Annotated in this window: 24 protein-coding genes; all 24 read left to right on the top strand. The window is 36.3% G+C overall.

What is annotated here, in order from left to right:
• Positions 1 to 63: 63 nt before the first annotated feature.
• The gene (locus I4N53_RS08720; protein WP_214496051.1) at positions 64 to 936 is read left to right on the top strand and encodes a site-specific tyrosine recombinase; all 873 of its coding nucleotides are present in this window, start codon (positions 64 to 66) and stop codon (positions 934 to 936) included.
• A gap of 64 nt (positions 937 to 1,000) precedes the next feature.
• Positions 1,001 to 2,146, top strand: coding sequence for a D-alanyl-D-alanine carboxypeptidase family protein (locus tag I4N53_RS08725; RefSeq protein WP_214496052.1), 1,146 nt, complete (start codon positions 1,001 to 1,003; stop codon positions 2,144 to 2,146).
• Between the two features lie 115 nt (positions 2,147 to 2,261).
• Entirely contained in the window at positions 2,262 to 2,597 is a 336-nt protein-coding gene (spoIIAA, locus tag I4N53_RS08730; RefSeq protein ID WP_214496053.1) for an anti-sigma F factor antagonist, read from the top strand.
• A 13-nt stretch (positions 2,598 to 2,610) separates the two neighbouring features.
• A complete protein-coding gene (gene spoIIAB / locus I4N53_RS08735; protein ID WP_003868002.1) occupies positions 2,611 to 3,042 on the top strand; it encodes an anti-sigma F factor in 432 nt (143 codons plus the stop codon).
• Between the two features lie 9 nt (positions 3,043 to 3,051).
• Positions 3,052 to 3,792, top strand: coding sequence for an RNA polymerase sporulation sigma factor SigF (gene sigF, locus I4N53_RS08740; RefSeq protein ID WP_003868001.1), 741 nt, complete (start codon positions 3,052 to 3,054; stop codon positions 3,790 to 3,792).
• Between the two features lie 61 nt (positions 3,793 to 3,853).
• On the top strand, positions 3,854 to 4,213 hold the full coding sequence (locus I4N53_RS12690; RefSeq protein WP_003868000.1) for a dodecin family protein: 360 nt from the start codon (positions 3,854 to 3,856) through the stop codon (positions 4,211 to 4,213).
• A 52-nt stretch (positions 4,214 to 4,265) separates the two neighbouring features.
• Positions 4,266 to 4,712: a stage V sporulation protein AC gene (gene spoVAC / locus I4N53_RS08750; RefSeq protein WP_003867999.1), complete on the top strand. Its 447-nt coding sequence runs from the start codon at positions 4,266 to 4,268 to the stop codon at positions 4,710 to 4,712.
• 15 nt (positions 4,713 to 4,727) lie between these two features.
• Positions 4,728 to 5,741, top strand: coding sequence for a stage V sporulation protein AD (spoVAD, locus tag I4N53_RS08755; protein WP_214496054.1), 1,014 nt, complete (start codon positions 4,728 to 4,730; stop codon positions 5,739 to 5,741).
• 10 nt (positions 5,742 to 5,751) lie between these two features.
• On the top strand, positions 5,752 to 6,108 hold the full coding sequence (gene spoVAE / locus I4N53_RS08760) for a stage V sporulation protein AE (protein WP_003867997.1): 357 nt from the start codon (positions 5,752 to 5,754) through the stop codon (positions 6,106 to 6,108).
• Between the two features lie 100 nt (positions 6,109 to 6,208).
• The gene (locus I4N53_RS08765) at positions 6,209 to 7,375 is read left to right on the top strand and encodes a CCA tRNA nucleotidyltransferase (RefSeq protein ID WP_012269328.1); all 1,167 of its coding nucleotides are present in this window, start codon (positions 6,209 to 6,211) and stop codon (positions 7,373 to 7,375) included.
• Positions 7,376 to 7,377: 2 nt separating this feature from the next.
• Positions 7,378 to 7,986: a site-2 protease family protein gene (locus I4N53_RS08770; RefSeq protein WP_009052346.1), complete on the top strand. Its 609-nt coding sequence runs from the start codon at positions 7,378 to 7,380 to the stop codon at positions 7,984 to 7,986.
• A 2-nt stretch (positions 7,987 to 7,988) separates the two neighbouring features.
• Positions 7,989 to 8,720, top strand: coding sequence for a ScpA family protein (locus I4N53_RS08775; protein WP_214496055.1), 732 nt, complete (start codon positions 7,989 to 7,991; stop codon positions 8,718 to 8,720).
• Positions 8,710 to 9,216 carry an SMC-Scp complex subunit ScpB gene (gene scpB, locus I4N53_RS08780; RefSeq protein ID WP_009052348.1) on the top strand — a complete coding sequence of 169 codons (507 nt, stop codon included), beginning with the start codon at positions 8,710 to 8,712 and terminating at the stop codon, positions 9,214 to 9,216. Before I4N53_RS08775 ends, scpB begins: the two co-directional genes overlap by 11 nt.
• A 21-nt stretch (positions 9,217 to 9,237) precedes the next feature.
• Positions 9,238 to 10,113, top strand: coding sequence for a DUF1002 domain-containing protein (locus tag I4N53_RS08785; protein ID WP_003867992.1), 876 nt, complete (start codon positions 9,238 to 9,240; stop codon positions 10,111 to 10,113).
• A 277-nt stretch (positions 10,114 to 10,390) separates the two neighbouring features.
• The gene (locus I4N53_RS08790) at positions 10,391 to 11,008 is read left to right on the top strand and encodes a DUF2953 domain-containing protein (protein WP_003867991.1); all 618 of its coding nucleotides are present in this window, start codon (positions 10,391 to 10,393) and stop codon (positions 11,006 to 11,008) included.
• Positions 11,009 to 11,014: 6 nt separating this feature from the next.
• Positions 11,015 to 11,461, top strand: a complete 447-nt coding sequence (gene ytfJ, locus I4N53_RS08795; RefSeq protein ID WP_009052349.1) for a GerW family sporulation protein — start codon at positions 11,015 to 11,017, stop codon at positions 11,459 to 11,461.
• A gap of 501 nt (positions 11,462 to 11,962) precedes the next feature.
• Complete coding sequence (locus I4N53_RS08800) at positions 11,963 to 13,171, top strand: dicarboxylate/amino acid:cation symporter (protein WP_012269331.1); 1,209 nt, start codon at positions 11,963 to 11,965, stop codon at positions 13,169 to 13,171.
• Between the two features lie 357 nt (positions 13,172 to 13,528).
• On the top strand, positions 13,529 to 14,839 hold the full coding sequence (locus tag I4N53_RS08805; protein WP_012269332.1) for a nodulation protein NfeD: 1,311 nt from the start codon (positions 13,529 to 13,531) through the stop codon (positions 14,837 to 14,839).
• Between the two features lie 15 nt (positions 14,840 to 14,854).
• A complete protein-coding gene (gene floA, locus I4N53_RS08810; RefSeq protein WP_009052352.1) occupies positions 14,855 to 15,844 on the top strand; it encodes a flotillin-like protein FloA in 990 nt (329 codons plus the stop codon).
• Between the two features lie 15 nt (positions 15,845 to 15,859).
• On the top strand, positions 15,860 to 16,339 hold the full coding sequence (locus I4N53_RS08815) for a hypothetical protein (protein WP_009052353.1): 480 nt from the start codon (positions 15,860 to 15,862) through the stop codon (positions 16,337 to 16,339).
• A 743-nt stretch (positions 16,340 to 17,082) separates the two neighbouring features.
• On the top strand, positions 17,083 to 18,222 hold the full coding sequence (locus I4N53_RS08820; protein ID WP_041589950.1) for a D-alanyl-D-alanine carboxypeptidase family protein: 1,140 nt from the start codon (positions 17,083 to 17,085) through the stop codon (positions 18,220 to 18,222).
• A gap of 85 nt (positions 18,223 to 18,307) precedes the next feature.
• Complete coding sequence (locus I4N53_RS08825) at positions 18,308 to 19,279, top strand: sulfide/dihydroorotate dehydrogenase-like FAD/NAD-binding protein (protein ID WP_003867988.1); 972 nt, start codon at positions 18,308 to 18,310, stop codon at positions 19,277 to 19,279.
• Positions 19,272 to 20,555, top strand: coding sequence for an FAD-dependent oxidoreductase (locus I4N53_RS08830; protein ID WP_012269335.1), 1,284 nt, complete (start codon positions 19,272 to 19,274; stop codon positions 20,553 to 20,555). The genes I4N53_RS08825 and I4N53_RS08830 overlap by 8 nt, the downstream gene beginning before the upstream one ends.
• Before the next feature lie 22 nt (positions 20,556 to 20,577).
• Positions 20,578 to 21,288 (top strand): pseudouridine synthase, encoded by a 711-nt coding sequence (locus tag I4N53_RS08835; RefSeq protein WP_009052357.1) that lies wholly within the window; start codon positions 20,578 to 20,580, stop codon positions 21,286 to 21,288.

Consider the following 21,288-nt stretch of genomic DNA (forward strand, 5'->3'; position numbering starts at 1 on the left):
TGTTGAATATTTATAATTAAATGGATTTATTATAAAAATTCAAGAATTGTAGGGGTAAAGAATATGTTAAATAATGTGGTTGGGGAGTTTTTGGATTTTTTAAAAAAGAACAAAAAACTGTCAAAAAACACTCTTGAATCTTATAACAGAGACATAAACCAATTTTTAAATTATCTTGAAGAAATCGGAGTTGAATATTATAATGTCAAAAAATCGACAATATTAAATTATCTTTATTACTTGAAGAAAAAAGGAAAATCACAAGCAACTGTTTCTCGAAATCTTTCTTCTCTTAAAGCCTTTTATCATTATTTATTTATGAAAAAGAAAATAGAAGAAGACCCAACATACATGATTATTACCCCGAAAGTAGAAAAAAAGCCGCCTGCTACTTTAACAGTTGAACAGGTAGATATGCTACTTTCAATAGATTTTGGGGATGATGAAAAAGGACTTAGAGATAAAGCTCTTATTGAATTACTTTATGCTACAGGACTTAAAGTCTCCGAAGTTATTTCTTTAAAATTAGAAGATGTGAATCTCTCTTATGGCTATGTAGTTATTCGTTCTAATAAAGAGAGAGTTATTCCAATAGGCTCTCATGCAATTGATGCCTTAAAAAATTACATTGAAAAAGCAAGAAAAGCAAAAAATGGAGAAAATACTCTTTTTTTAAATTTGCGAGGGGAAAAACTTACAAGACAAGGCTGTTGGAAAATAATAAGAGAATACACTGATAAAATTAATCCTGGCTTTTCTGTTACTCCAAATACACTAAGACAATCTTTTGCGCAGCATATGCTTCAAAATGGTGCAGATATTCGAGCTGTTCAAGAAATGTTAGGTTATCAAACGGATTTAAATACAAATTTACTTTCTTTAATTTCAAAATCAAAAATAAAAGAAGTTTATAATAAATTTCACCCTCGTGCTTAAAAATATAAAAAGTATAATATTCACCCTCCAGCGCAAAATAAATAGTGATGAGGAGGGTGATTTTATGTTTAAAAGGCTTTTAACATTATTAGTGAGTTTGATACTAGCTATTTCTTTTGTCTTAAATGGCACAGTATATGCTGATACTTTAAATTTAAAGTCAAAATCTGCTATTTTGATGGAGGCTAATACGGGACAGATTCTTTATGAAAAAGATAGCCATAAGCCCTTACCGCCTGCCAGTGTTACCAAAGTAATGACTCTTTTACTGGCGATTGAAGCAATAGATTCTGGTAAAATTAAAATAACAGATAAAGTTGTTACAAGTAAACATGCCTTTGATATGGGAGGTACACAAATATATTTAGAAGTAGGAGAGGAAATGACAGTAGATGATTTAATGAAGGCTATAGCGATGAATTCGGCAAACGATGCTTCTGTTGCTTTAGCTGAGTATATTGCGGGTACAGAGGAAAATTTTGTTGAAATGATGAATAAAAGGGCTAAAGAATTGGGAGCAAAAAATACTACTTTTAAAAATGCAACTGGATTACCTGAGGAAGGGCACTTGACGAGCGTATATGATATTGCAATGATTTCAAGGGAATTAGTAAAGCACGAGAGCATATTTAAATATTTAACCAATAAATTAGATTCTTTAAGAAATGGGAAATTTAGTCTCATAAATACTAATAAATTACTATGGCGCTATAAAGGAGTAGATGGAATTAAAACAGGATCTACTTCGGAAGCACTTTATTGTATGGCAGCAACAGCTAAAAGGGGAGATACAAGGCTAATAGCGGTGGTGTTCGGAGCACCTGATTCTGAGACGAGGTTTAGTGAAGCGGCTAAGTTATTAGATTATGGATTTGCTAATTATGAAAGCGTAAAAGTAGCTTCAAAAGGGCAAAGTTTTGGCAATGTTAAAGTTTTAAAAGGGAAAAGAGAGGCTGTTAGTGTTGTGTGCCGCGATGATGAGTATATACTGATTAAAAAAGGAGAAGGTAAAAATATAAAAACAGAGGTGGAGCTAAAGAATGCTGTATTAGCTCCTCTGGCCAAAGAGGTCCCAATAGGCACTGTAAAAATAACACAGGATGGCAAGGTTATAAAGAAATTTAACATATATCCTCAGGAAGTAGTAGAAAAAGCGAACTTTTTTGAAAATCTCAATAAAGTTTTTATTGGTTGGCTAAAATATCAGTAATTTACTTTAAGCACTAAACAGTCGTTTAGTGCTTTTTTATATTTTTTAGAAAAATATCACAAAAAAGGAGGAATTTTAAAATTTATATCGAATATAATAGGGGGAGGTTGATAAAATGAGAGTAAAATTTGCAAAAAAAGGGGATGCTTTGATAGTAAAAATTGAAGGTGAGTTAGACCATCATGTGGCGGAGAGCATAAAAAATGTTATTGATGAAGAGTATGAAAAAAAGTCGTGTAAAAATTTAATTTTTGATTTTAAAAATGTAAATTTTATGGATAGTTCAGGAATTGGCGTTATAATAGGAAGATATAAAAAAGTCAAAGAGAATAATGGCAAGGTAGCTATAGTAAATTCCAATAAGCAATTACATAAAATTATTGAAGTTTCTGGGTTGTTGCGTATAATTAAATGTTATAATGACATTGAAGAAGCCTTAAAGGAAATATAGAAGGGGGATTATCATGGAATACACAAACATGATGGAGTTAAATTTTTTAAGTAAGTCGCAAAATGAGTCTTTTGCAAGGACTGTTGTTGCAGCTTTTGCTGCTCAACTAGATCCGACAATTGAGGAAATTGCAGATATAAAAACTGCTGTTTCAGAAGCAGTTACTAACTGCATAATTCACGGATATGAGAATAAAATCGGCATCATTACTATTAAAGCTTTTATTTCAGGTAACAAAATAACAATTGAAGTCATAGATGAGGGAAAAGGGATTGAAGATATTGAGAAAGCTATGCAACCTCTTTTTACTACTCGCTTAGAAGAAGAGCGAGCAGGAATGGGTTTTACTGTCATGCAGACCTTTATGGATGAATTAGAAGTTGAATCAACTCCAGGAAAGGGAACTCTTGTCCGAATGACAAAATATATAGGGTCTGATAAATGAGGTGACTTTATGAAAGAAGGGAATTTTGAAAAAAGTGATGAGAATTTGGAATTGATAAGAGCAGCACAAAAGAATGATAAAGAAAGCTTGGAAAAATTAATTTTAGAAAATAGTGGCCTTATTTGGAGTATTGTTAAAAAATTTTCTAATAGAGGGTATGAATTGGAGGATTTATATCAAATAGGTTGTATAGGTTTTGTAAAGGCAATTCAAAAATTTGATGAATCTTACAATGTAAAATTGTCTACCTATGCAGTACCTATAATAATGGGAGAAATTAAGAGATTTCTAAGAGATGATGGATTAATAAAAGTGAGTCGCTCTTTAAAGGAGCTTTCTACAAAAGCTTTTTATGTTAAAGAGATTTTAAGCAATGAATTAAATAGAGAACCAACAATTAATGAAATTGCTGAAAGATTAAATGTAAGTCCCGAAGAAATTGCTATGGCTTTTGAATCGGCTGCTACTGCTGAGTCATTATATGACAACGCAACTCATGACGAAGATGACAAGCTTTTAATTGAAATGGTGAGTGAAGAGGAAAAAGAAGTTGATATAGACGATAAATTAGCTTTACAGATGGTTATAAATAAACTTAAACCACGAGAAAAACAAATAATATTTTTGAGATATTTCAAGGATATGACGCAGATGGAAGTGGCAAATATTTTAGGAATTTCACAAGTGCAAGTATCGCGACTTGAGAAAAAAGTTTTACAAAAACTAAGAAAAGAATTGGAAGAAGTGTAGTATTTTAACACAAATACTACACTTTTTTTGAATTAATTTTGCTTATCTTCACATACTAATAATGGCTGGTGAAATGAAAATGAAAAAGATGTTAATTATAATCGTGACAATATTGCTAATTTTTGCTGTTAGCTATTTTTATATGCACAAAACCAATAAAAAAATACCTGACAGTGCTGATTTGGTATATAAGGGAGGAGGAAAAAGTATGGCAGTTGTTAAAGTTTTAAATGTAGTAGGAGATTCAACAGTGAGCTGGGAAGATGCAATACACAAAGCTGTAGAAGAAGCAGCTAAGTCTATTGACAATATATCAGGAATTGAAGTTGTCAACCAAACAGCTAATGTAAAAAATGGCAAAATAGTAGAATATAAAGCTAATATACAAATAGCTTATAGAGCAGATAAAGAATTAGATTGAAAATAAATGAGCACCGTCTATGGTGCTCTTGTCATAAGAAAGGGTGAAATTAATGGAAAGAGATGTAAAAAAAGAGCAAGAATATAAAAACATAGCACAGAAATATGAGCCTAAACCTGCTTTGCTTAAAAACGTAGTGATGGCTTTTGTAGTAGGAGGATTGATAAGCGACATAGGGCAGTTCTTTTTAAATTTTTACCTATCAAGAGGTTATTCTATGCAAGATGCCAATACTCTTGTATCAATTACTATGGTATTTCTTGGGGCTTTTTTAACTGGAATTGGGGTCTATGACGATATAGGGAAGTTTGCAGGGGCAGGTTCTATAGTGCCAATAACAGGTTTTGCAAATTCTATTGTGTCACCGGCAATGGAGTTTAAAAGGGAAGGTTTTGTTTTTGGGGCGGCAGCAAAGATGTTTACAATTGCAGGACCTGTTATTGTATATGGTGTCAGTACTTCAATTATTATAGGTTTGATATATTATTTTTTGAAGTAAAAGGGGAAGTTAGATATGGCAGAAAAAAAATTAGGCACACAGACAGTTAAGTTTAAAAATCCTCCTTCTATAATAGCTGGAGGCACTATTGTAGGACCTAAAGAAGGAGAAGGACCTTTAAGAGATTATTTTGATATGATTTTAGTAGACGATACATATGGAGAAAAAAGTTGGGAAAAAGCAGAGTCAAAAATGTTTCAAGATGCTGTAAATTTAGTATTAAAAAAGGCAAACCTTAAAATTTCAGACATTGATTACCTGCTAGGTGGTGATTTGTTAAATCAAATTATAAGTGCAAATTTTGCTGCGCGACAATTGAATGTGCCACATTTCGGATTGTATGGTGCTTGTTCTACTATGACAGAGGGATTGACTTTAGGGGCTATGCTTATTGATGGAGGCTATGCTGACTATATAATAGCGGCAACTTCCAGCCATTTTTCTACTGCAGAAAGACAGTTTAGATATCCTTTAGAACAAGGCATTCAAAGGCCTTTTACTTCACAGTGGACGGTGACAGGTGCAGGAGCTACAATTTTAGCCTCCACAGGAGAAGGCCCTTATATTACCCATGCTACTACTGGCAAAGTTGTAGATTTGGGGATGAAGGATGCCAATAACATGGGAGCGGCAATGGCACCTGCTGCAGCAGATACAATTATCACTCATTTTAAAGATACAGGTTTTACAATAGAAGACTATGACCTTATTATGACGGGAGACATGGGGAGAGTAGGGAGAGATATACTTTTAGAGTTGTTGTATAAAGAGGGGTATGACATAGAGAGCAAGTATAAAGATTGTGGAATAGAAATTTTTGATGAATCACAAGACGTCCATTCTGGTGGCAGCGGTGCGGCTTGTTCTGCAGTAGTTTTGAATGGATGGCTGTTATCTCAAATACAAAATGGAGTCTATAAAAAAGTTTTATTTATGGCGACGGGAGCTCTTTTATCTCCTACCAGTAGCCAGCAAGGGGAATCTATTCCTGGGATTGCCCATGCTATTACAATATCGACAACATTATAAGGAGGTCAATATGGATTATATAAAAGCGTTTTTAATGGGAGGTTTGATTTGTGCTATTGCACAAATTTTGATTGATAAGACTAAATTAACTCCTGCAAGAATATTAGTAACATATGTAACATTAGGAGCAATACTTGGAGGTCTTGGAGTTTATAAAAAATTGATAGATATAGGTGGTGCAGGAGCTACAATACCCCTTTTGGGCTTTGGAAATTCTCTTGCCCAAGGTGTAATAAAAGCTGTTGAGAAAGATGGATTGATTGGAGTTTTTACAGGAGGATTGACAGCCACTGCCGGAGGAATTTCTGCTGCAGTATTTTTTGGGTACATTTTTTCTTTAATTTTTAATTCAAAGACTAAGAAATAAGTATAGGTTAATGAATTTTAACTTATACTTATTTTTTTATCTTTTCCTATGGTATAATATAAAAAGCAAGGAATTATTTTGTTGGTAAAAGGGTGATTTTTTGCGTATAGAGGTTAACGGAATAGATTTAATTAAACTGCTGAAGGAAATTTCTTCAAAAACAAAAATTAAATCTTATATTGTAGGTGGAGTGGTAAGAGACTTTTTATTAGGGGTTAAAAACCTTGATATTGATGTAGTAGTGGAAGGAGACGGTATTAAGTTTGCCTATACATTGCTTTCTTATTTAAAAGGTGATATTGTAGTGTATGAAGCTTTTAGGACTGCTACTTTAAGTTATGACGGTTTTTCTATTGATGTTATATCTGCTCGTAAAGAGTATTATGAACGTTCTGCTGCACTGCCAACAATCGAATTTTCAAATATATACGATGACATGGCAAGAAGAGATTTTACTATAAATACTTTGGCTTATGATGTAATAGAAGGAAAAATTTTAGACTATTTTAACGGACTAGAGGATTTGAAAAAGGGTTTAGTTAGAGTCCTTCATTCTAAAAGTTTTATTGATGACCCTACCAGAATATTTAGAGCTATAAGATATGCTACTAGATATGCTTTTGAGATTGAAAAAAAGACACACAATTTGATGAAGGAATCAATAGAAAATATTAGACTTTTGTCTGCTGATAGAATAAGGAATGAGATCTTTTTAATTTTGAAAGAAATTAAAGCCAAAGAGATGATTGATAAATTTATTTCTTACGGTATTGATAAAGTTATTTTTGATGGAATTACACTTAATACTCGAAATCTCGATAGAGTGGATGCAAATTTAGAAGTTGAATTATACAGATTTTTAGTGCTTTTTTACTACCTAAAAGAGAGTGATATTAATAAAATTGAAAAGAGGTTGCGAGTAAATAAAATTTATCTCAAAGCTTTAAAAGACTTGGTTTTTTTAAGAGAGCAACTCAATTGCCAAAATAAAAATATCAGAAAAATAAGAGAAACTATAGAAGAAACAAAAGAGGAAGTTTTAAGAGCTATTGAAGTAATGGAAGGAGAAAAAGCCGAAAAAATTATAAAAGGTAAATTGACTGTAAAGGGAAAAGACATAAAAAATTTAGGACTTCCTCCCAGTCCTTTATATGGGGAATTAATGGATAATGTGTTTGAGGCGAAAATTAATGGAATTATTGCTACAAGAGATGAAGAAATTGCATTTTTAAAAAAACTGATAGAAAAATTAAAGAAAGGAGAATAAATTTGATAGATTTTATAGATTTTTTATATAGAATACCTGCACTTCTTATTGCGATGAGTTTCCACGAATTTAGTCATGGTTATGTGGCAGATAAATTGGGGGACCCTACTCCAAGGCAAAGTGGTAGGCTTACATTAAATCCGTTGGCTCATATTGACCCCATTGGTCTTTTAATGCTTTGGCTTTTAAGGTTTGGGTGGGCGAAACCTGTTCCTATTAATCCTTTATATTTTAGAGATAGAAAAAAAGGTGTATTGCTTGTATCTTTAGCAGGCCCTCTTTCCAACGTCTTGTTGGCTATCGTTTCTCGAATATTGATGATAGCATTTAAAGATGTCCCAATATTGTATCCACTTTTATATCTATTGTACATTTACAATTTAGTTTTTGCTGTTTTCAATATAATACCTGTGCCGCCTTTGGATGGTTCAAAAGTATTGTGGAGTTTATTACCCCCAAGAGAGGCTTATATGATTTCTCAATATGAAATGTATGGGCAGGTTATTTTGCTCCTTCTTGTTTTCACTGGGGTTATAGGACAAATTATGGGGCCTCTTATGAATGCTTTGGACTCTTTTATAACTCTTATTTTAAAGCCTTTTGGGGTGTGAAGATGTACAACGTAAAATTAGAAGTGTTTGAAGGACCTTTTGATTTACTTTTTCACCTTATAGAAAAAAATGAAATTGATTTGATGGATATCCCGATTTCAGTTATTTTAGATCAATATATGGAATATATTAAAACTTTGCAGGAAATGGATTTAAATGTGGCATCAGAATTTATTGTAATGGCAGCTACTTTATTAGAAATTAAATCTAAAATGTTACTTCCCAAACAGAAGTTTGAGGGACAACAATTGGAAATGGAAGAAGTAGACCCAAGAGAAGAATTGGTAACTAAATTGATTGAGTACAAGAAATATAAAATTATTGCCCATACTTTTAAAGAAATGTGCAAAATTGGTTCTCGTTTTTTTAGAGAAGAACCTGAAGTAAAATATATAGATAAAAAAATTGCTTTAAACTACTCTAGTGAAGATATATATAAAGCGTATCTTAAGGTTATTTCAAAAAATAATGCCAGAGAAGATGAAATAGAAATAAAAAAAGATGAATATACTGTAGAGAGTAAGATTAAAGAGTTATTAGTGAAATTGGTAAAAAAAACTGTCCTTTGGTTTAGTGAATTTATTAAGAAAAGTCGGGCAAAAGGAGAAATTATTGTATCTTTTATTGCTGTTTTAGAGTTAGTGAGATTAAATAAAATTATAGCAGAACAAAAGACTACTTATGGGGATATACTTATTAAATCCTTTGGGAGAGGAGAAAAAAATGAGCAATGAAGGAAAAATAGAAGCTATATTGTTCGCAGCAGGGGGACCAGTAAAATTAAGAACCCTATGCGAAGTGGTAGGACTTTCTCAAGAGGAAATAGTAGATGTTGTAAATAAATTAAAAGAATATTACGACCGAGAAAATCGCGGTTTAGATATTATATTTTTTGAAGATAAAGTTCAAATGTGTACAAATGATAATTATGGAGAAATAGTTAGACAAGCTTTGGGATTAGAAATAAAACAAGGACTTTCTCAAGCAGCATTAGAGGTTTTGGCTATAATAGCTTATAATCAACCTATTACGAGGGCAGAAATTGAAAGAATAAGGGGGGTAAAAAGCGATAAAGCTATAAATACTTTGCTGGAGTATAATTTGATCAAGGAAAGTGGAAGGGCTTTATCTGCTGGTAGGCCAATACTGTACACTACTACAGAAGACTTTTTAAAGTATTTTGGAATTAAATCTTTAAAAGAATTGCCGCAAATCGAAATCACACCTTAAAAAAGGAGGAGGTTTTAATGTATGAAAAGAAGCATAGTGTCTTTACTTTTAATTTTAATAGGGCTTACTTTTACATTTCTTTCAACCACTTTTGCCTTTGCAAATGAAAAAGAGATAGTAAGTTTAGGTGCAGACCTTACTCCTAAACAACAGGAAGAAATGATGGAATATTTTGGGGTCAATCCAAACACGACTAAAGTTATCAAGGTTACAAATGAGGAAGAAAGAAAATATTTAAAGGGATTGGTACCTGATAAACAGATAGGTAGCAGAGCCATTTCTTCAGTGTATGTGAAACTTCTCCCACAGGGAGAAGGAATTATGGTTGATACTCACAACATAAGCTGGGTCTCTAAAGAGATGTATGCCAATGCAATGGTGACAGCAGGCATTAAAGATGCAAAGGTGGTAGTAGCTGCTCCCTTTGATGTATCAGGCACGGCAGCTCTTACAGGGATAATGAAGGCATTTGAAGAAGCAACAGGGGAAAAATTAAGTGACGAGGCAAAAAAGACAGCTAATGAAGAATTGGTTATAACAGGTACTTTAGGGGAAAAGATAGGAAAAGATAAAGCAGCTGAACTTATTCAAAAGGTTAAAGAAGAAGTAATTGCAAAAAAACTTGCAGATGAAAATGAGATTGCAAATGTTATAAGGGATATTGCTAAACAGCTTAACATTAAACTAACTGATGAGCAGATATCTCAGATTGTACAACTTATGAAAAAGATAAATCAACTCAATCTAAATGTTGAAATGATAAAAAAGCAATTAGAGAAAATAGGGGTAGATGTTGATAAAATAAAGAAGACAGTAGAAGAGAACAAAGGTATATTAAAAGCAATTTTAGACGCTATAAAAAGCTTTTTCGATTGGTTGGCATCCCTTTTTAAATAAAATGAAATGTTAAAAAAAGCAGGTGCTCTTTTATAAAGAGTTACCTGCTATATTTATATTATTATAAGTACAATTTTACATAGAAGTTTTTTACAATTGTACTTGCTATTTTTTTAAAAAGAGGTTATCATATATCAAGATACTATATTTTCTTTATATGGATAAAAATACAATATAGGCAGTTTTTAATAACTATCAATTTTTTTACCAAAACTATAATAAAGACCCAAATCTTGCTTAGAAAAGGCTTATAAACAGCGTGATATGAGGTGAAATGATGAAATATTTGTCTGTTGTTTTTATAATCCTTATTTTTTTGATTTTACTGTATTTTTTACCTCTTAAAATTAAAATAAAAGCGAATAAAGAGGAGAAAAATATTTCCCTGGAAATAGTAACTAATATATTTTTTGTAAATTTTTTGACCTTTAAATTACAGAAAGAGCCCGAAAAAGAGGAATTGTATTTTAAAGTTTTAGGTGTCAAGATACTTAAAAGTACAGGAGCAAAAAAATTAGAGAGAACTAAAAAAGAGGGAAAATTTTCAGCTTTAGATATAGAGTATAAAGATTTTTTTAAGATTATAGAACTTTTAAGAGATGTGTTAAAAGATACTGTTGTTTATAAATTTTATTTAAATGTAAAAATTGGCTTAGAAGATGCAGCTTGGACTGCTATATTGAGCGGTTCTTTATGGGGCGTAATATATACAGCTCTTATGCCGATATATAATAACGCTACCTTTACTACTGCACCAGAGCTTTATATCACGCCTTGCTATGGTCAAAATAAGTTAGAGGGAAATTTAATTTGCATATTTAAAATAACCTGTGGTAATATTATTATTAATGGAATAAAGTTTTTGGAGTTTTTGGGTAGTTTAAAGGGGAGGTGAAAATAAATGAGTGACCACCCAATCGATGCATTGATGAAAACGACTATGGAAAGCTTAAAAGACATGATAGATGTCAATACAATAGTAGGAGATGCTGTAGAAACTCCTGATGGAACGATAATAATCCCTATTTCCCGTGTGACCTTTGGCTTTGTCGCTGGAGGCGGTGAAATTAACTTGCCAAAGAATGATAAAAAAGGTACAGAACAAGATTCATCTCAAAGCATGCCATTTGCAGGTGGCAGTGGTGCAGGGGTTTCTGTACAACCTGTTGCCTTTATGGTGGTTGGACAAGGGCAAATCAGACTCTTGCCAGTTACTCAAAGTGCTATGTTAGAGAGAATAATAGACTTGACGCCTAAATTGATAGAAGAAATACAAAACTTGTTCAATAAAAGTAAGTCGACAAAAAAGACACAAAATCCAATAATAAATAACAATGTTGATATTTAAAAAGTGGGAAACCCCACTTTTTTGTGTATAAAGCATTCCTTTTGTATTTTTAAAAAACATGCCTTGCTTTGAGTTATCATTAAATTCCACATAGATAAGATAAAATCTGAGGTAATCAATAAGTTCAAAAGGATTTCTTGTGTTATATTTCTGTACGAGAAATTTAACCGTCTCACGTATTTTTTGTTGTGTACAGCATATTTTTAAACAAAATCTTCTGCAAGACAAATAAAAACATGGAAGAGATACCATAAGAGCCTTCCCACTCAGTAAAGGTTCATGCCCTAATAAGAAAAACAAGCATAACAGGAAAGCGTTGATTTAAGATATTTCAGGGGTTGTCGTTAAAAATTATCCTACGTATCTTGACACCATCGTTTAATAATTTATCATTGACAATGTATAGTAGTGCCTGGTATAATGTGTAAAAAGGGTTTGGGAGGAGGTAGAATTTTAACTAACTTTATTGTGACGATACAAAAATGAAATGGGGGTTAACTGGTGAAAGTGAAGTTTGGCATCGCAACCAAAATCTTTATCGCTCTAATTGTCGGTGTCTTTGTCGGCCTTTTACTTACACCGGCTCCCGATGTGGCCAGTACTTACATTAAACCCTTTGGAGAGCTGTTCCTCAACCTCATCAGAATGATGGTAGTGCCGCTGGTCCTTTCCTCGCTGATAGTGGGAACGGCCAGCCTCGGCGATGTTAAGAAATTGGGTAGAATAGGAGCCAAGACTATTGCATATTACCTCCTCACCACCGCCCTTGCCATAACCATTGGCATCATTCTGGCCAATATCATTAAGCCCGGCACGGGTATAACGCTGCCTGTGGAGGAAGTGGAGATCAAAGGAGAGCCTCCTTTGATAACTCCTGCGGATCTCGTCCCGTCAAACCCGGTAAAGGCAATGGCCGAAGGCAATATGCTCCAGATCATAGTGTTTGCCATCTTCTTGGGAATAGCCATTACCTTAGTCGGTGAAAAGGGCAAACCGGTCCTAGACTTCTTCAACAGCCTAGCTGAGATCAGTTATAAAATAGTCTGGATAATCATGGAGTACTACGCACCCATAGGCGTTTTTGCACTTATTGTACCCGTAGTTGCCGATCACGGTCCATCGCTACTCCTTCCTCTGGGGAAACTAATAATAACGGGCTACCTGGGTTTTGCCATCCAACTCTTTATGGTATACTCCGCTCTGGTCTGGATATTTACCAGGATGAACCCTGTCAAATTCTTTAAAAGCGCCGCACCGGCGATGCTGACGGCCTACACCACCAGCAGCAGTTCGGGGACCCTGCCGGTCACCATGGAGGTGACGGAAAAGAAGCTGGGCGTTTCAAAGTCCATCTGCAGTTTTGTGTTGCCGCTGGGTGCCACTATTAACATGGACGGTACCGCCCTTCACCTGGGGATCTCCGTTCTGTTCACCGCCCAGCTTTACGGCGTCGAGCTCTCGCTTTCGCAACAGTTGGCAGTACTACTGACCGCCACTATGTTTTCCATAGGGACTGCCGGAGTCCCCGGCGTGAGCATCTTTTTCCTCCCAGCGATACTGCAGACGGTGGGTCTGCCTCTGGGGAGCATAGCACTCATAGCGGGAATAGACCGCATCCTGGACATGGGCAGGACCTTGGTCAACGTGACGGGTGATATGGCCGGTTCGGTGGTGATAGCCGCTACCGAAAAGGAACTTAACCGAACTTAACCGGTTCTGTACGGGCAGGTAGATATGCAGTAAATAATGGTAACAGGGAAATTGAAGAAGCTGAAGATGAAGCAGTAATCAGGAACGTAGATGAATATCCCGAAGCTGAAGATAAAAATGAAGTAGCTGAAAACGGAGAACGAGATGTTTTTTATATCCTTATTGCGGCGGAGATCGAGAGTACGGTCCTACTGTAGAAACTATATCCGAAACCAGGGGGTAAAAACGCTAGATATTATAATAGGCACTCACTCATAGATATATTTAACCGCTCTAAATTGTGATATAATTAAAACAATAAAGGGCTTGAAGAAACGTCAGTTGTTAACCAAAAATTAAGCAATAGAGGGTGGTCCGGTGAGATCCAGGGTAGGAACTTTTGTTATTTTTCTAATTACGGCTTTATTGTTTTTTTCGCTTTTTACAAACGTTTCAGGTTTGCCGAAGGAAAAGGGAGAAGTCCTTTTCGTACCAATAAGGGGCACGGTGGACCCTGGCATGGCCAAATTTGTAAAGAGGGCCGTTGAAGAAGCAAAGGAAACAGAAGCAGCCCTTTTGGTTTTCGAAATAAATACGCCCGGGGGGCTGGTGGATGCCGCCGTTGAGATAAGTCAGACCATTCTGAACTCCCCCGTGCCGACGGCGGCCTATGTCAACAGCCAGGCCACGTCGGCGGGAGTGCTGATTGCCATTTCCTGCGAAAACCTATACATGGCTCCCGGCTCCACAATAGGCGCGGCGGAGACGGTACCCAAAGAAGAGAAAACCATATCCTACTGGAGGTCGAAGCTGGAAGGTGCTGCGGAGAGAAGAGGAAGGGACCCAAGGATTGTTGCGGCTATGGCCGATGCCGATGTGGAAATAGAGGGTTTAAAGGAAAGGGGAAAAATTCTTTCCCTTACCGCTAAAAAAGCTCTGGAACTGAAACTGGCCGACGGTATCGCCGCCGACAGGAAGGAACTCCTGACCGTCCTTGGAGTCGGTGACAGGGACGTAAAAGAGGTAAAGCCATTTTTTTCAGAGAGGATTGCCAGCTTCGTGACCAGCCCCTTTGTGGCTCCGATGTTCCTCACTATTGGGTTCATAGGGATTATCACCGAAGTCCTGACCCCGGGTTTCGGGGCACCCGGTCTTATCGGTATAATCTCCCTGGTGCTGTTTTTCGCTGGTCACATGATAGCAGAACTTGCCGGCTGGGAATCGGTCATATTCTTTCTGGCCGGCCTGATCCTGCTCACCGTCGAAGCCCTGATGCCGGGGTTTGGCGTTTTCGGGTTGCTGGGCATAACAGGTATAATCACTGGTATAGTAACGGCTTCGGCCACCGTGAAGCAGGGTCTTATAACAGTCACCATATCCATGGTGGTAAGCATGGTCATCCTCGCCTTCCTCATCAGGAGGCTGGCCCGGTCGCCGCTTTTCGACCGGCTGGTGCTCTTTTCGCGGCTGGATAAATCTTCGGGATACTCCGCCACTGAGGAAAGACATGAATTGATAGGGCGTACGGGAGTGACGATTACCCCGCTCAGACCCGCCGGCATAGCTGATTTCGACGGCATTAAACTGGACGTGGTGTCCGACGGAAAATTTATAGAAGCCGGCGAGAGGGTAAGGGTGGTAAGGGTCGAAGGCATCAGGATCGTGGTCGATCAGGATTCATTAAAATAAAAGGAGGGGTTTATTTTGACAGAATTCATATTTTTGCTGGTAGTAATCGGTTTAATTTTCGTTTTCTTATCGGTTATTTTAAGTTTCATACCTCTGGGTCTTTGGATCTCGGCCTTGGCGGCGGGAGTTAAAATCGGTATTTTTACCCTCGTAGGCATGAGATTAAGGCGCGTTCCGCCGGATAAGATAGTGAAACCGCTGATCAAAGCCATCAAAGCAGGGCAGGATGTGGAAATAAACAAGCTTGAGGCCCATTACCTGGCCGGGGGTAATGTGGACAAGGTCATAGATGCCTTGATAGCGGCCCAGAGGGCGAACATCTCCTTGGAGTTCGAGAGGGCGGCGGCCATAGACCTGGCGGGGCGGGATGTGCTGCACGCCGTTCAGATGAGTGTAAACCCTAAGGTCATCGAGACTCCGGTAGTAGCTGCTGTAGCCAAGGATGGCATCGAGGTGAAGGTAAAAGCACGGGTTACCGTGAGGGCTAATATCGACCGGTTGGTGGGCGGTGCCGGTGAGGAGACCATAATAGCCCGTGTGGGCGAGGGTATTGTTACTACCGTGGGCTCATCCAATAGCCATAAAGAAGTGCTGGAAAACCCGGACTCTATTTCAAGGACTGTGCTGAATAAGGGTCTTGATGCCGGAACCGCCTTTGAGATTTTATCAATAGACATTGCTGACGTGGATGTGGGAAGGAATATCGGTGCGCGGCTTCAGATCGATCAGGCCGAAGCCGATAAGCGGATTGCCCAGGCCAAAGCCGAGGAGCGAAGGGCTATGGCCGTGGCGAGAGAACAGGAAATGAAAGCTATGGTTCAGGAAATGAGGGCGAAGGTGGTCGAGGCGGAGGCCGAAGTTCCCAAGGCTATGGCCGAAGCTCTGCGCACCGGAAAGATCGGAGTTATGGACTATTACAACATGAGAAACGTTATAGCCGATACCATGATGAGGGAATCCTTCTCAAAACTGGGGCAGGAGAGGCAGCAGGAGGAAAAAGAATAAAGGCGGTGAGTCTTCGTGGATTTTGATAACCTTTTATCCTTGATCGTTTTTGTATTTTTAGTAGCCAATTGGGTGCGCAAGCTGCTGGGCAGGAAGCAAAAGCCCGGCAGACCCCGGAAGATTCCAGTAGGAACACCTCAATTGGGGGAAGAAATTAAATCCTTTAATGATGCCTTTCCGAAAAAGCCAGAATATGCTTCTGAACCCATTGCAGGAGTAAGTGCAGCGGACGAACCCTATAACGGCCTTGAATCGAATATTAAAACAGAGTCTGGATCTAGTTTTGAAGATTACGAATTCGAATCCGAACTAATTGGTGAGGGCGAAATGGAAAACTATATGCCCCATAGACAGGCGGAAGTAGGGCAGGAACCGATAGTGCTTACCAAAAAAGAAAAGCAGCTCTTCGCCCGTGAAGAGGAAATTATAAAGGGTTTCTTATTCCATGAGCTATTCGGCAGCCCCCTTTCCAAAAGGGTTCATTCCGGCCGTTGAAGGAGACAAGGAGAGCCTCCATACTTTACAGAGGCTGGACGTGTTCAGAAAGGTAAGGGATGAAATTAAAATCAGGTTAAAGGGTAACAACACCATGCAAAAAGAAAAAATTAAAAAAATTGTGTAAAGTACAAGTTCGTAAAAAAGAGGCTTTTATAGCCTCTTTTCTGTGTGCGCCCAGCATGGGTGATAGCTAGACTGAGGGGATAAGATCGAGACAGTAACTTGTTAATTTTCGGCGAAGGTAGGCTTATCTTGGGAAAATAATTTTTGCCGCGATATCATAGATGACAAATATATTAGCTTTCTACATAATAATACAGCTTAGAAGTTACAGCATGAGTGACATAGCTTATAATATATGAATTTTAAAGGAAATTTTGGAGGAAGTATCACTGTATCATTGTTGACTATAAAAAAATCTAAACCAAAAGCTTGAAGGGACAACAGTAAAAGAATACATTGAGCAAAAGAAAAAGCAGCTATGCAGAGATATAAAATATAACAAGTACAGCTCCTTTTTTCCCAAAGAGGTATAAGATAATTAGTTTATGGGTAAAATAAAAACACCTCATATTCCTATTTATAACACTAGAGTTTAGTAGTATGAGGTGTTTTAAACGAAGGCAAATTTTTTTTTGGTGCCCAAATATACTAAACTAAAAATTGACAAAGTCAATATTGATGTGGAAAAGAAGCATCATAAGTGAGGTGTAAAAAACTATAACTATAACATGTATAAAATGAAAAAATTTGTGCTTTATCTTTTTATTTTGCTGTATTTTATGTCTTCTGTAAAAGTGTATGCTGAGAGCTATCCTTCTATCTCTGCTAAAGCAGCAATTGTAATGGACCAAGAGACAGGGAGAGTGTTATATGAAAAAAATCCTCATGAAAAGCTGCCAATGGCAAGCACCACAAAAATAATGACTTTATTGGTGGCTTTAGAAAAAGGTAATTTAAATGATATTGTAACTGTCAGCAAGAGGGCTGCAAGTGTTGGAGGTTCGTCTATTTGGCTTTCGCCAGGAGAAAAAATTGATATGGAAAGCTTGCTTTATGGACTTATGCTAAACTCAGGGAACGATGCTGCCACAGCTATTGCAGAACATATAGGTGGTAGTGTAGAAAATTTTATCGAAATTATGAACCAAAAAGCAAGGGAAATAGGGGCATATAATACACATTTTGTGACACCTTCTGGTTTAGATATTGGTATTGATGACCATTATACTACCGCTTATGATTTAGCCTTAATAACGAGGTATGCTTTTAGATATCCTAAATTTGCAGAGATTGTATCAACAAAAGAAAAGACAATTCCTTGGGAAGGGAGAGAATGGGATAGATATTTGAGGAATAAAAATAAGCTCTTATGGATATACGAAGGAGCAGATGGAGTAAAAACTGGATTTACTAATAAAGCAGGTAGGTGTCTTGTATCTTCTGCTTCAAGAGAGGGAAGGAGATTTATTGCAGTTGTTTTAAATAGTCCTCCTATGTGGGAAGATTCCATGAAAATATTAGATTATGCTTTTTCAAAGTACAAACCCTATAAAGTTTTAGAAAAAGGGGAATTAATTAAGAAGATAAAAGTAGAAGGTGGAAAAGAAAATAGTGTATCGGTTGTAAGTGAGAGAGAATGTATCATTCCGGCATTAGAAGATGAGAAGCAGGATGTGAATTTAGAATTTCATTTTCCCAAAAGTGTGAAAGCTCCTGTTGAAAAAGGTGAAAAAATAGGTTATGTGACAGTAAAAATAGGAGAAGAAAAAATTTGTGATGTTAATTGTGTAGCCTTAAAGAAGGTGGAACAAGAAGATTTTGGTTACAATTTTCAAAAGATAATAAAAAATTGGTTAAAGGTGCTAAATCCCTCTTGAGTATAACTCAAGAGGGTTATTTGTTTTGTAATAGTTTTTAAGTTTAAAGAATATTTTATTAGTGTGAAATTGGAGGTGAGATAAATTGGCAAATAGATTAGAATGCATTGACGCAGGTACCGATTATTGCCCTTGCTATTTGGCTGAATTAAATGAGTGCATAGTATGTTCACAACTTCAAGGGAAAAATTTTTGCGATTGTAATTGGCGAGGAGTTTGTATTTTTCAGGAATTTGTTTGGGCAGGATACAAGGCTAAAGCTACCCGCAGCACGATTTTTTCTAAAGTATTAAAAAGGGAAGAAATTAACGAAGAAGTTATAATTTTGACTCTTAAAGTACCAAATAAGATGGCACGAGATTTGAATGAACCAGGTTCTTTTGTTTTTTTAAGAGGAATTTCAAGCCCACCTTTTTTTGATACTCCAATGTCAGTAATGTATGCAGACGAGCTTGAAGGAATAATCAAGATAGCTATACAAGTAAGCGGTCCAAAGACAAAATTGATTCAAAAAGCTGAGGAAGGAGAAGAGGTCTATTTAAGAGGGCCTTATTGGAATGGACTTTTAGGTTATAGGTATATTAAAGGAACTCACAATTCTAAGGCTTTAGTTGTTTTGAGAGGAATTGCACAAGCTCCGGGGGTAATTGTTATTTCAAAACTAATAAACAACAAAAACAAAGTTATTGCTATTGTAGACAAGGGAAAAGTAGGAGTGAATTTTATAAATGACTATTTGAAAGAGTTTAATATAACGATAATTGAAGCAGACCTTTTAAGTGAGGAAGGACAAAGAATTTTAAAGGAGTTAATTAAAGATAAAGAGATAACGGTTGTATATAGTGGAGGTTCTGATGAACAGCATGTGAATATTTTAAATTATTTGGACTTATATAATCAAGAAGCCTATTTAGCGGTTTCAAACAATAATACCATATGCTGTGGTGAAGGAATATGTGGTAGTTGTGAAGTTCAGATAGGAGACCAAAAAGTAAGAACCTGTAAGGTTCAAGTGGATATTAGAAAAGCTTTGGAAAGGAAGATGTTACATGGTTAAGGTTGTTGTAATAGGTGGAGGTTGGGCTGGTTGTGCAGCTGCTTTAACAGCTCGAAAAGCAGGAGCAGAAGTAGTGCTTTTAGAAAAGACTGATATGCTTTTGGGATGTGGACTTGTGGGAGGCATAATGAGAAATAACGGGAGGTATACTGCTGCAGAAGAACTTATATATTTAGGAGGAAATGAACTTATTGAAATAACAGACAAGGCAGCAAGACATATAAATGTAAAATTCCCTGGTCATGCTCATGCAAGTCTGTATGATGTGACAATGGTGGAACCAATGATTAGAGAGACGTTACTTGAAAAAGGTGTTACTATTAAATTGATGGCGAGGGCTACAGATGTGGTAATGGAAAACAGCAAAAGAATAAAAGGAATAGTTTTAGCAGATGATACTATAGAGTATGGAGATGTTTTTATAGAGACTACTGGTTCTACAGGACCTATGGGTAATTGCCTAAGATATGGAAACGGATGTGCTATGTGTATTTTAAGATGTCCTTCTTTTGGCCCTCGAATTAGCATAAGTTATAGGGCAGGTGTAGAAGACCTTTTAGGAATGAGGGCAGATGAAGTTTATGGTGCTTTTAGTGGTTCATGTAAATTAAATAAAGAATCTTTAAGCAAAGAGATAAGAGAAAAGCTAGAAAGAGATGGAGTAGTAGTATTGCCTGTGCCTAAAGAAGATATTAACATGGAAAAATTGAATTTGAAGGTGTGTCAACAATATGCATTGCCAGAATACGCGGAAAATGTTATACTATTAGATACTGGTTATGTAAAGCTCATGACTCCTTTTTATCCATTAGAAAAACTTAGAAAAATTCCGGGCTTAGAAAGAGCACGTTATGATGACCCTTATTCTGGAGGAAAAGCTAATTCTGTAAGATATTTGTCAATGGCACCACGAGATAATACAATGAAAGTTATAGGTTTAGATAATTTATTATGTGCAGGAGAGAAGTCTGGCTTGTTTACTGGGCATACTGAGGCAATGGTGACAGGATGTCTTGCTGGACATAACAGTGTAAGATTAGCTCTTGGCATGCCTCTTTTGGAGTTACCGAGGAATTTAGCTTCTGGTGATTTGATAGCATATGCTAATGAAAGCATAAAGACGAAAGAAGGCTTGAAAAAGAGGTATACTTTTGCAGGGGCAGAATATTTTGAGAGGATGAAACAATTAGGCCTTTATACTACTGATACCAACTTGATAAAAGAAAGGATCATGAGAAATAATTTATTAAAAATTTATGACGAAAAACTTGTATAAACGAAAAAATGGGTGAACACAAATGGAAAGGTTGCAAAAATACTTAGCAGAATGTGGAATAGCCTCACGAAGAAAGTGCGAAGAGTATATTTTACAAGGCCGTGTAAAAGTAAATGGAAAAGTAGTAAAAGAGTTGGGAGTAAAAATCAATCCTGATGTTGACATAATTGAATTTGATGATAAAATTGTGAGAAGAGAAAAGAAAAAAGTTTATATTATGTTAAATAAGCCAACAGGATATATTACTTCCGTAAAAGACCAGTTTGGCAGGCCTACAGTGATGGACTTAGTTAAAGTTAAGGAAAGAATATATCCTGTTGGCCGCTTAGATTATGATACATCAGGGCTTCTGTTACTCACAAATGATGGGGAGATAGCCAATATCTTAATGCATCCTCGACATGAAATTGTGAAGACGTATATTGCAAAAATCAAAGGAATTCCAACACAAGAAGAGTTGGAAAGGTTTAGAAATGGACTTTTGATAGGAGATTATTTGACTTCGAAAGCAGAAATAGAGATTTTAGCAGTTAAAAATGGGACAAGTGTTGTAGAAATAAAAATTCATGAAGGGAAAAATAGACAAGTTAGAAGAATGTGTGAGGCTATTGGACATCCTGTTATTTCTCTTACAAGAACTAAAATTGGTGACTTGTCTTTAGAAGGGTTAAAACCAGGAAAGTGGAGGTATTTGACACAAAAGGAAATAGATTATTTAAAAAGCTTGAGGTGA

Source organism: Thermoanaerobacter sp. CM-CNRG TB177 (assembly GCF_018588165.1).
GTDB classification, from domain to species: domain Bacteria; phylum Bacillota; class Thermoanaerobacteria; order Thermoanaerobacterales; family Thermoanaerobacteraceae; genus Thermoanaerobacter; species Thermoanaerobacter thermocopriae.

Excerpts from the sequence above, each read along its gene's own strand:
- I4N53_RS08720 (WP_214496051.1), top strand. The coding sequence starts at position 64 with ATGTTAAATAATGTGGTTGGGGAGTTTTTGGATTTTTTAAAAAAGAAC.
- I4N53_RS08725 (WP_214496052.1), top strand. The coding sequence starts at position 1,001 with ATGTTTAAAAGGCTTTTAACATTATTAGTGAGTTTGATACTAGCTATT.
- spoIIAA (WP_214496053.1), top strand. The coding sequence starts at position 2,262 with ATGAGAGTAAAATTTGCAAAAAAAGGGGATGCTTTGATAGTAAAAATT.
- spoIIAB (WP_003868002.1), top strand. The coding sequence starts at position 2,611 with ATGGAATACACAAACATGATGGAGTTAAATTTTTTAAGTAAGTCGCAA.
- sigF (WP_003868001.1), top strand. The coding sequence starts at position 3,052 with ATGAAAGAAGGGAATTTTGAAAAAAGTGATGAGAATTTGGAATTGATA.
- I4N53_RS12690 (WP_003868000.1), top strand. The coding sequence starts at position 3,854 with ATGGCTGGTGAAATGAAAATGAAAAAGATGTTAATTATAATCGTGACA.
- spoVAC (WP_003867999.1), top strand. The coding sequence starts at position 4,266 with ATGGAAAGAGATGTAAAAAAAGAGCAAGAATATAAAAACATAGCACAG.
- spoVAD (WP_214496054.1), top strand. The coding sequence starts at position 4,728 with ATGGCAGAAAAAAAATTAGGCACACAGACAGTTAAGTTTAAAAATCCT.
- spoVAE (WP_003867997.1), top strand. The coding sequence starts at position 5,752 with ATGGATTATATAAAAGCGTTTTTAATGGGAGGTTTGATTTGTGCTATT.
- I4N53_RS08775 (WP_214496055.1), top strand. The coding sequence starts at position 7,989 with ATGTACAACGTAAAATTAGAAGTGTTTGAAGGACCTTTTGATTTACTT.
- scpB (WP_009052348.1), top strand. The coding sequence starts at position 8,710 with ATGAGCAATGAAGGAAAAATAGAAGCTATATTGTTCGCAGCAGGGGGA.
- I4N53_RS08785 (WP_003867992.1), top strand. The coding sequence starts at position 9,238 with ATGAAAAGAAGCATAGTGTCTTTACTTTTAATTTTAATAGGGCTTACT.
- I4N53_RS08790 (WP_003867991.1), top strand. The coding sequence starts at position 10,391 with ATGAAATATTTGTCTGTTGTTTTTATAATCCTTATTTTTTTGATTTTA.
- ytfJ (WP_009052349.1), top strand. The coding sequence starts at position 11,015 with ATGAGTGACCACCCAATCGATGCATTGATGAAAACGACTATGGAAAGC.
- I4N53_RS08820 (WP_041589950.1), top strand. The coding sequence starts at position 17,083 with ATGAAAAAATTTGTGCTTTATCTTTTTATTTTGCTGTATTTTATGTCT.
- I4N53_RS08830 (WP_012269335.1), top strand. The coding sequence starts at position 19,272 with ATGGTTAAGGTTGTTGTAATAGGTGGAGGTTGGGCTGGTTGTGCAGCT.
- I4N53_RS08835 (WP_009052357.1), top strand. The coding sequence starts at position 20,578 with ATGGAAAGGTTGCAAAAATACTTAGCAGAATGTGGAATAGCCTCACGA.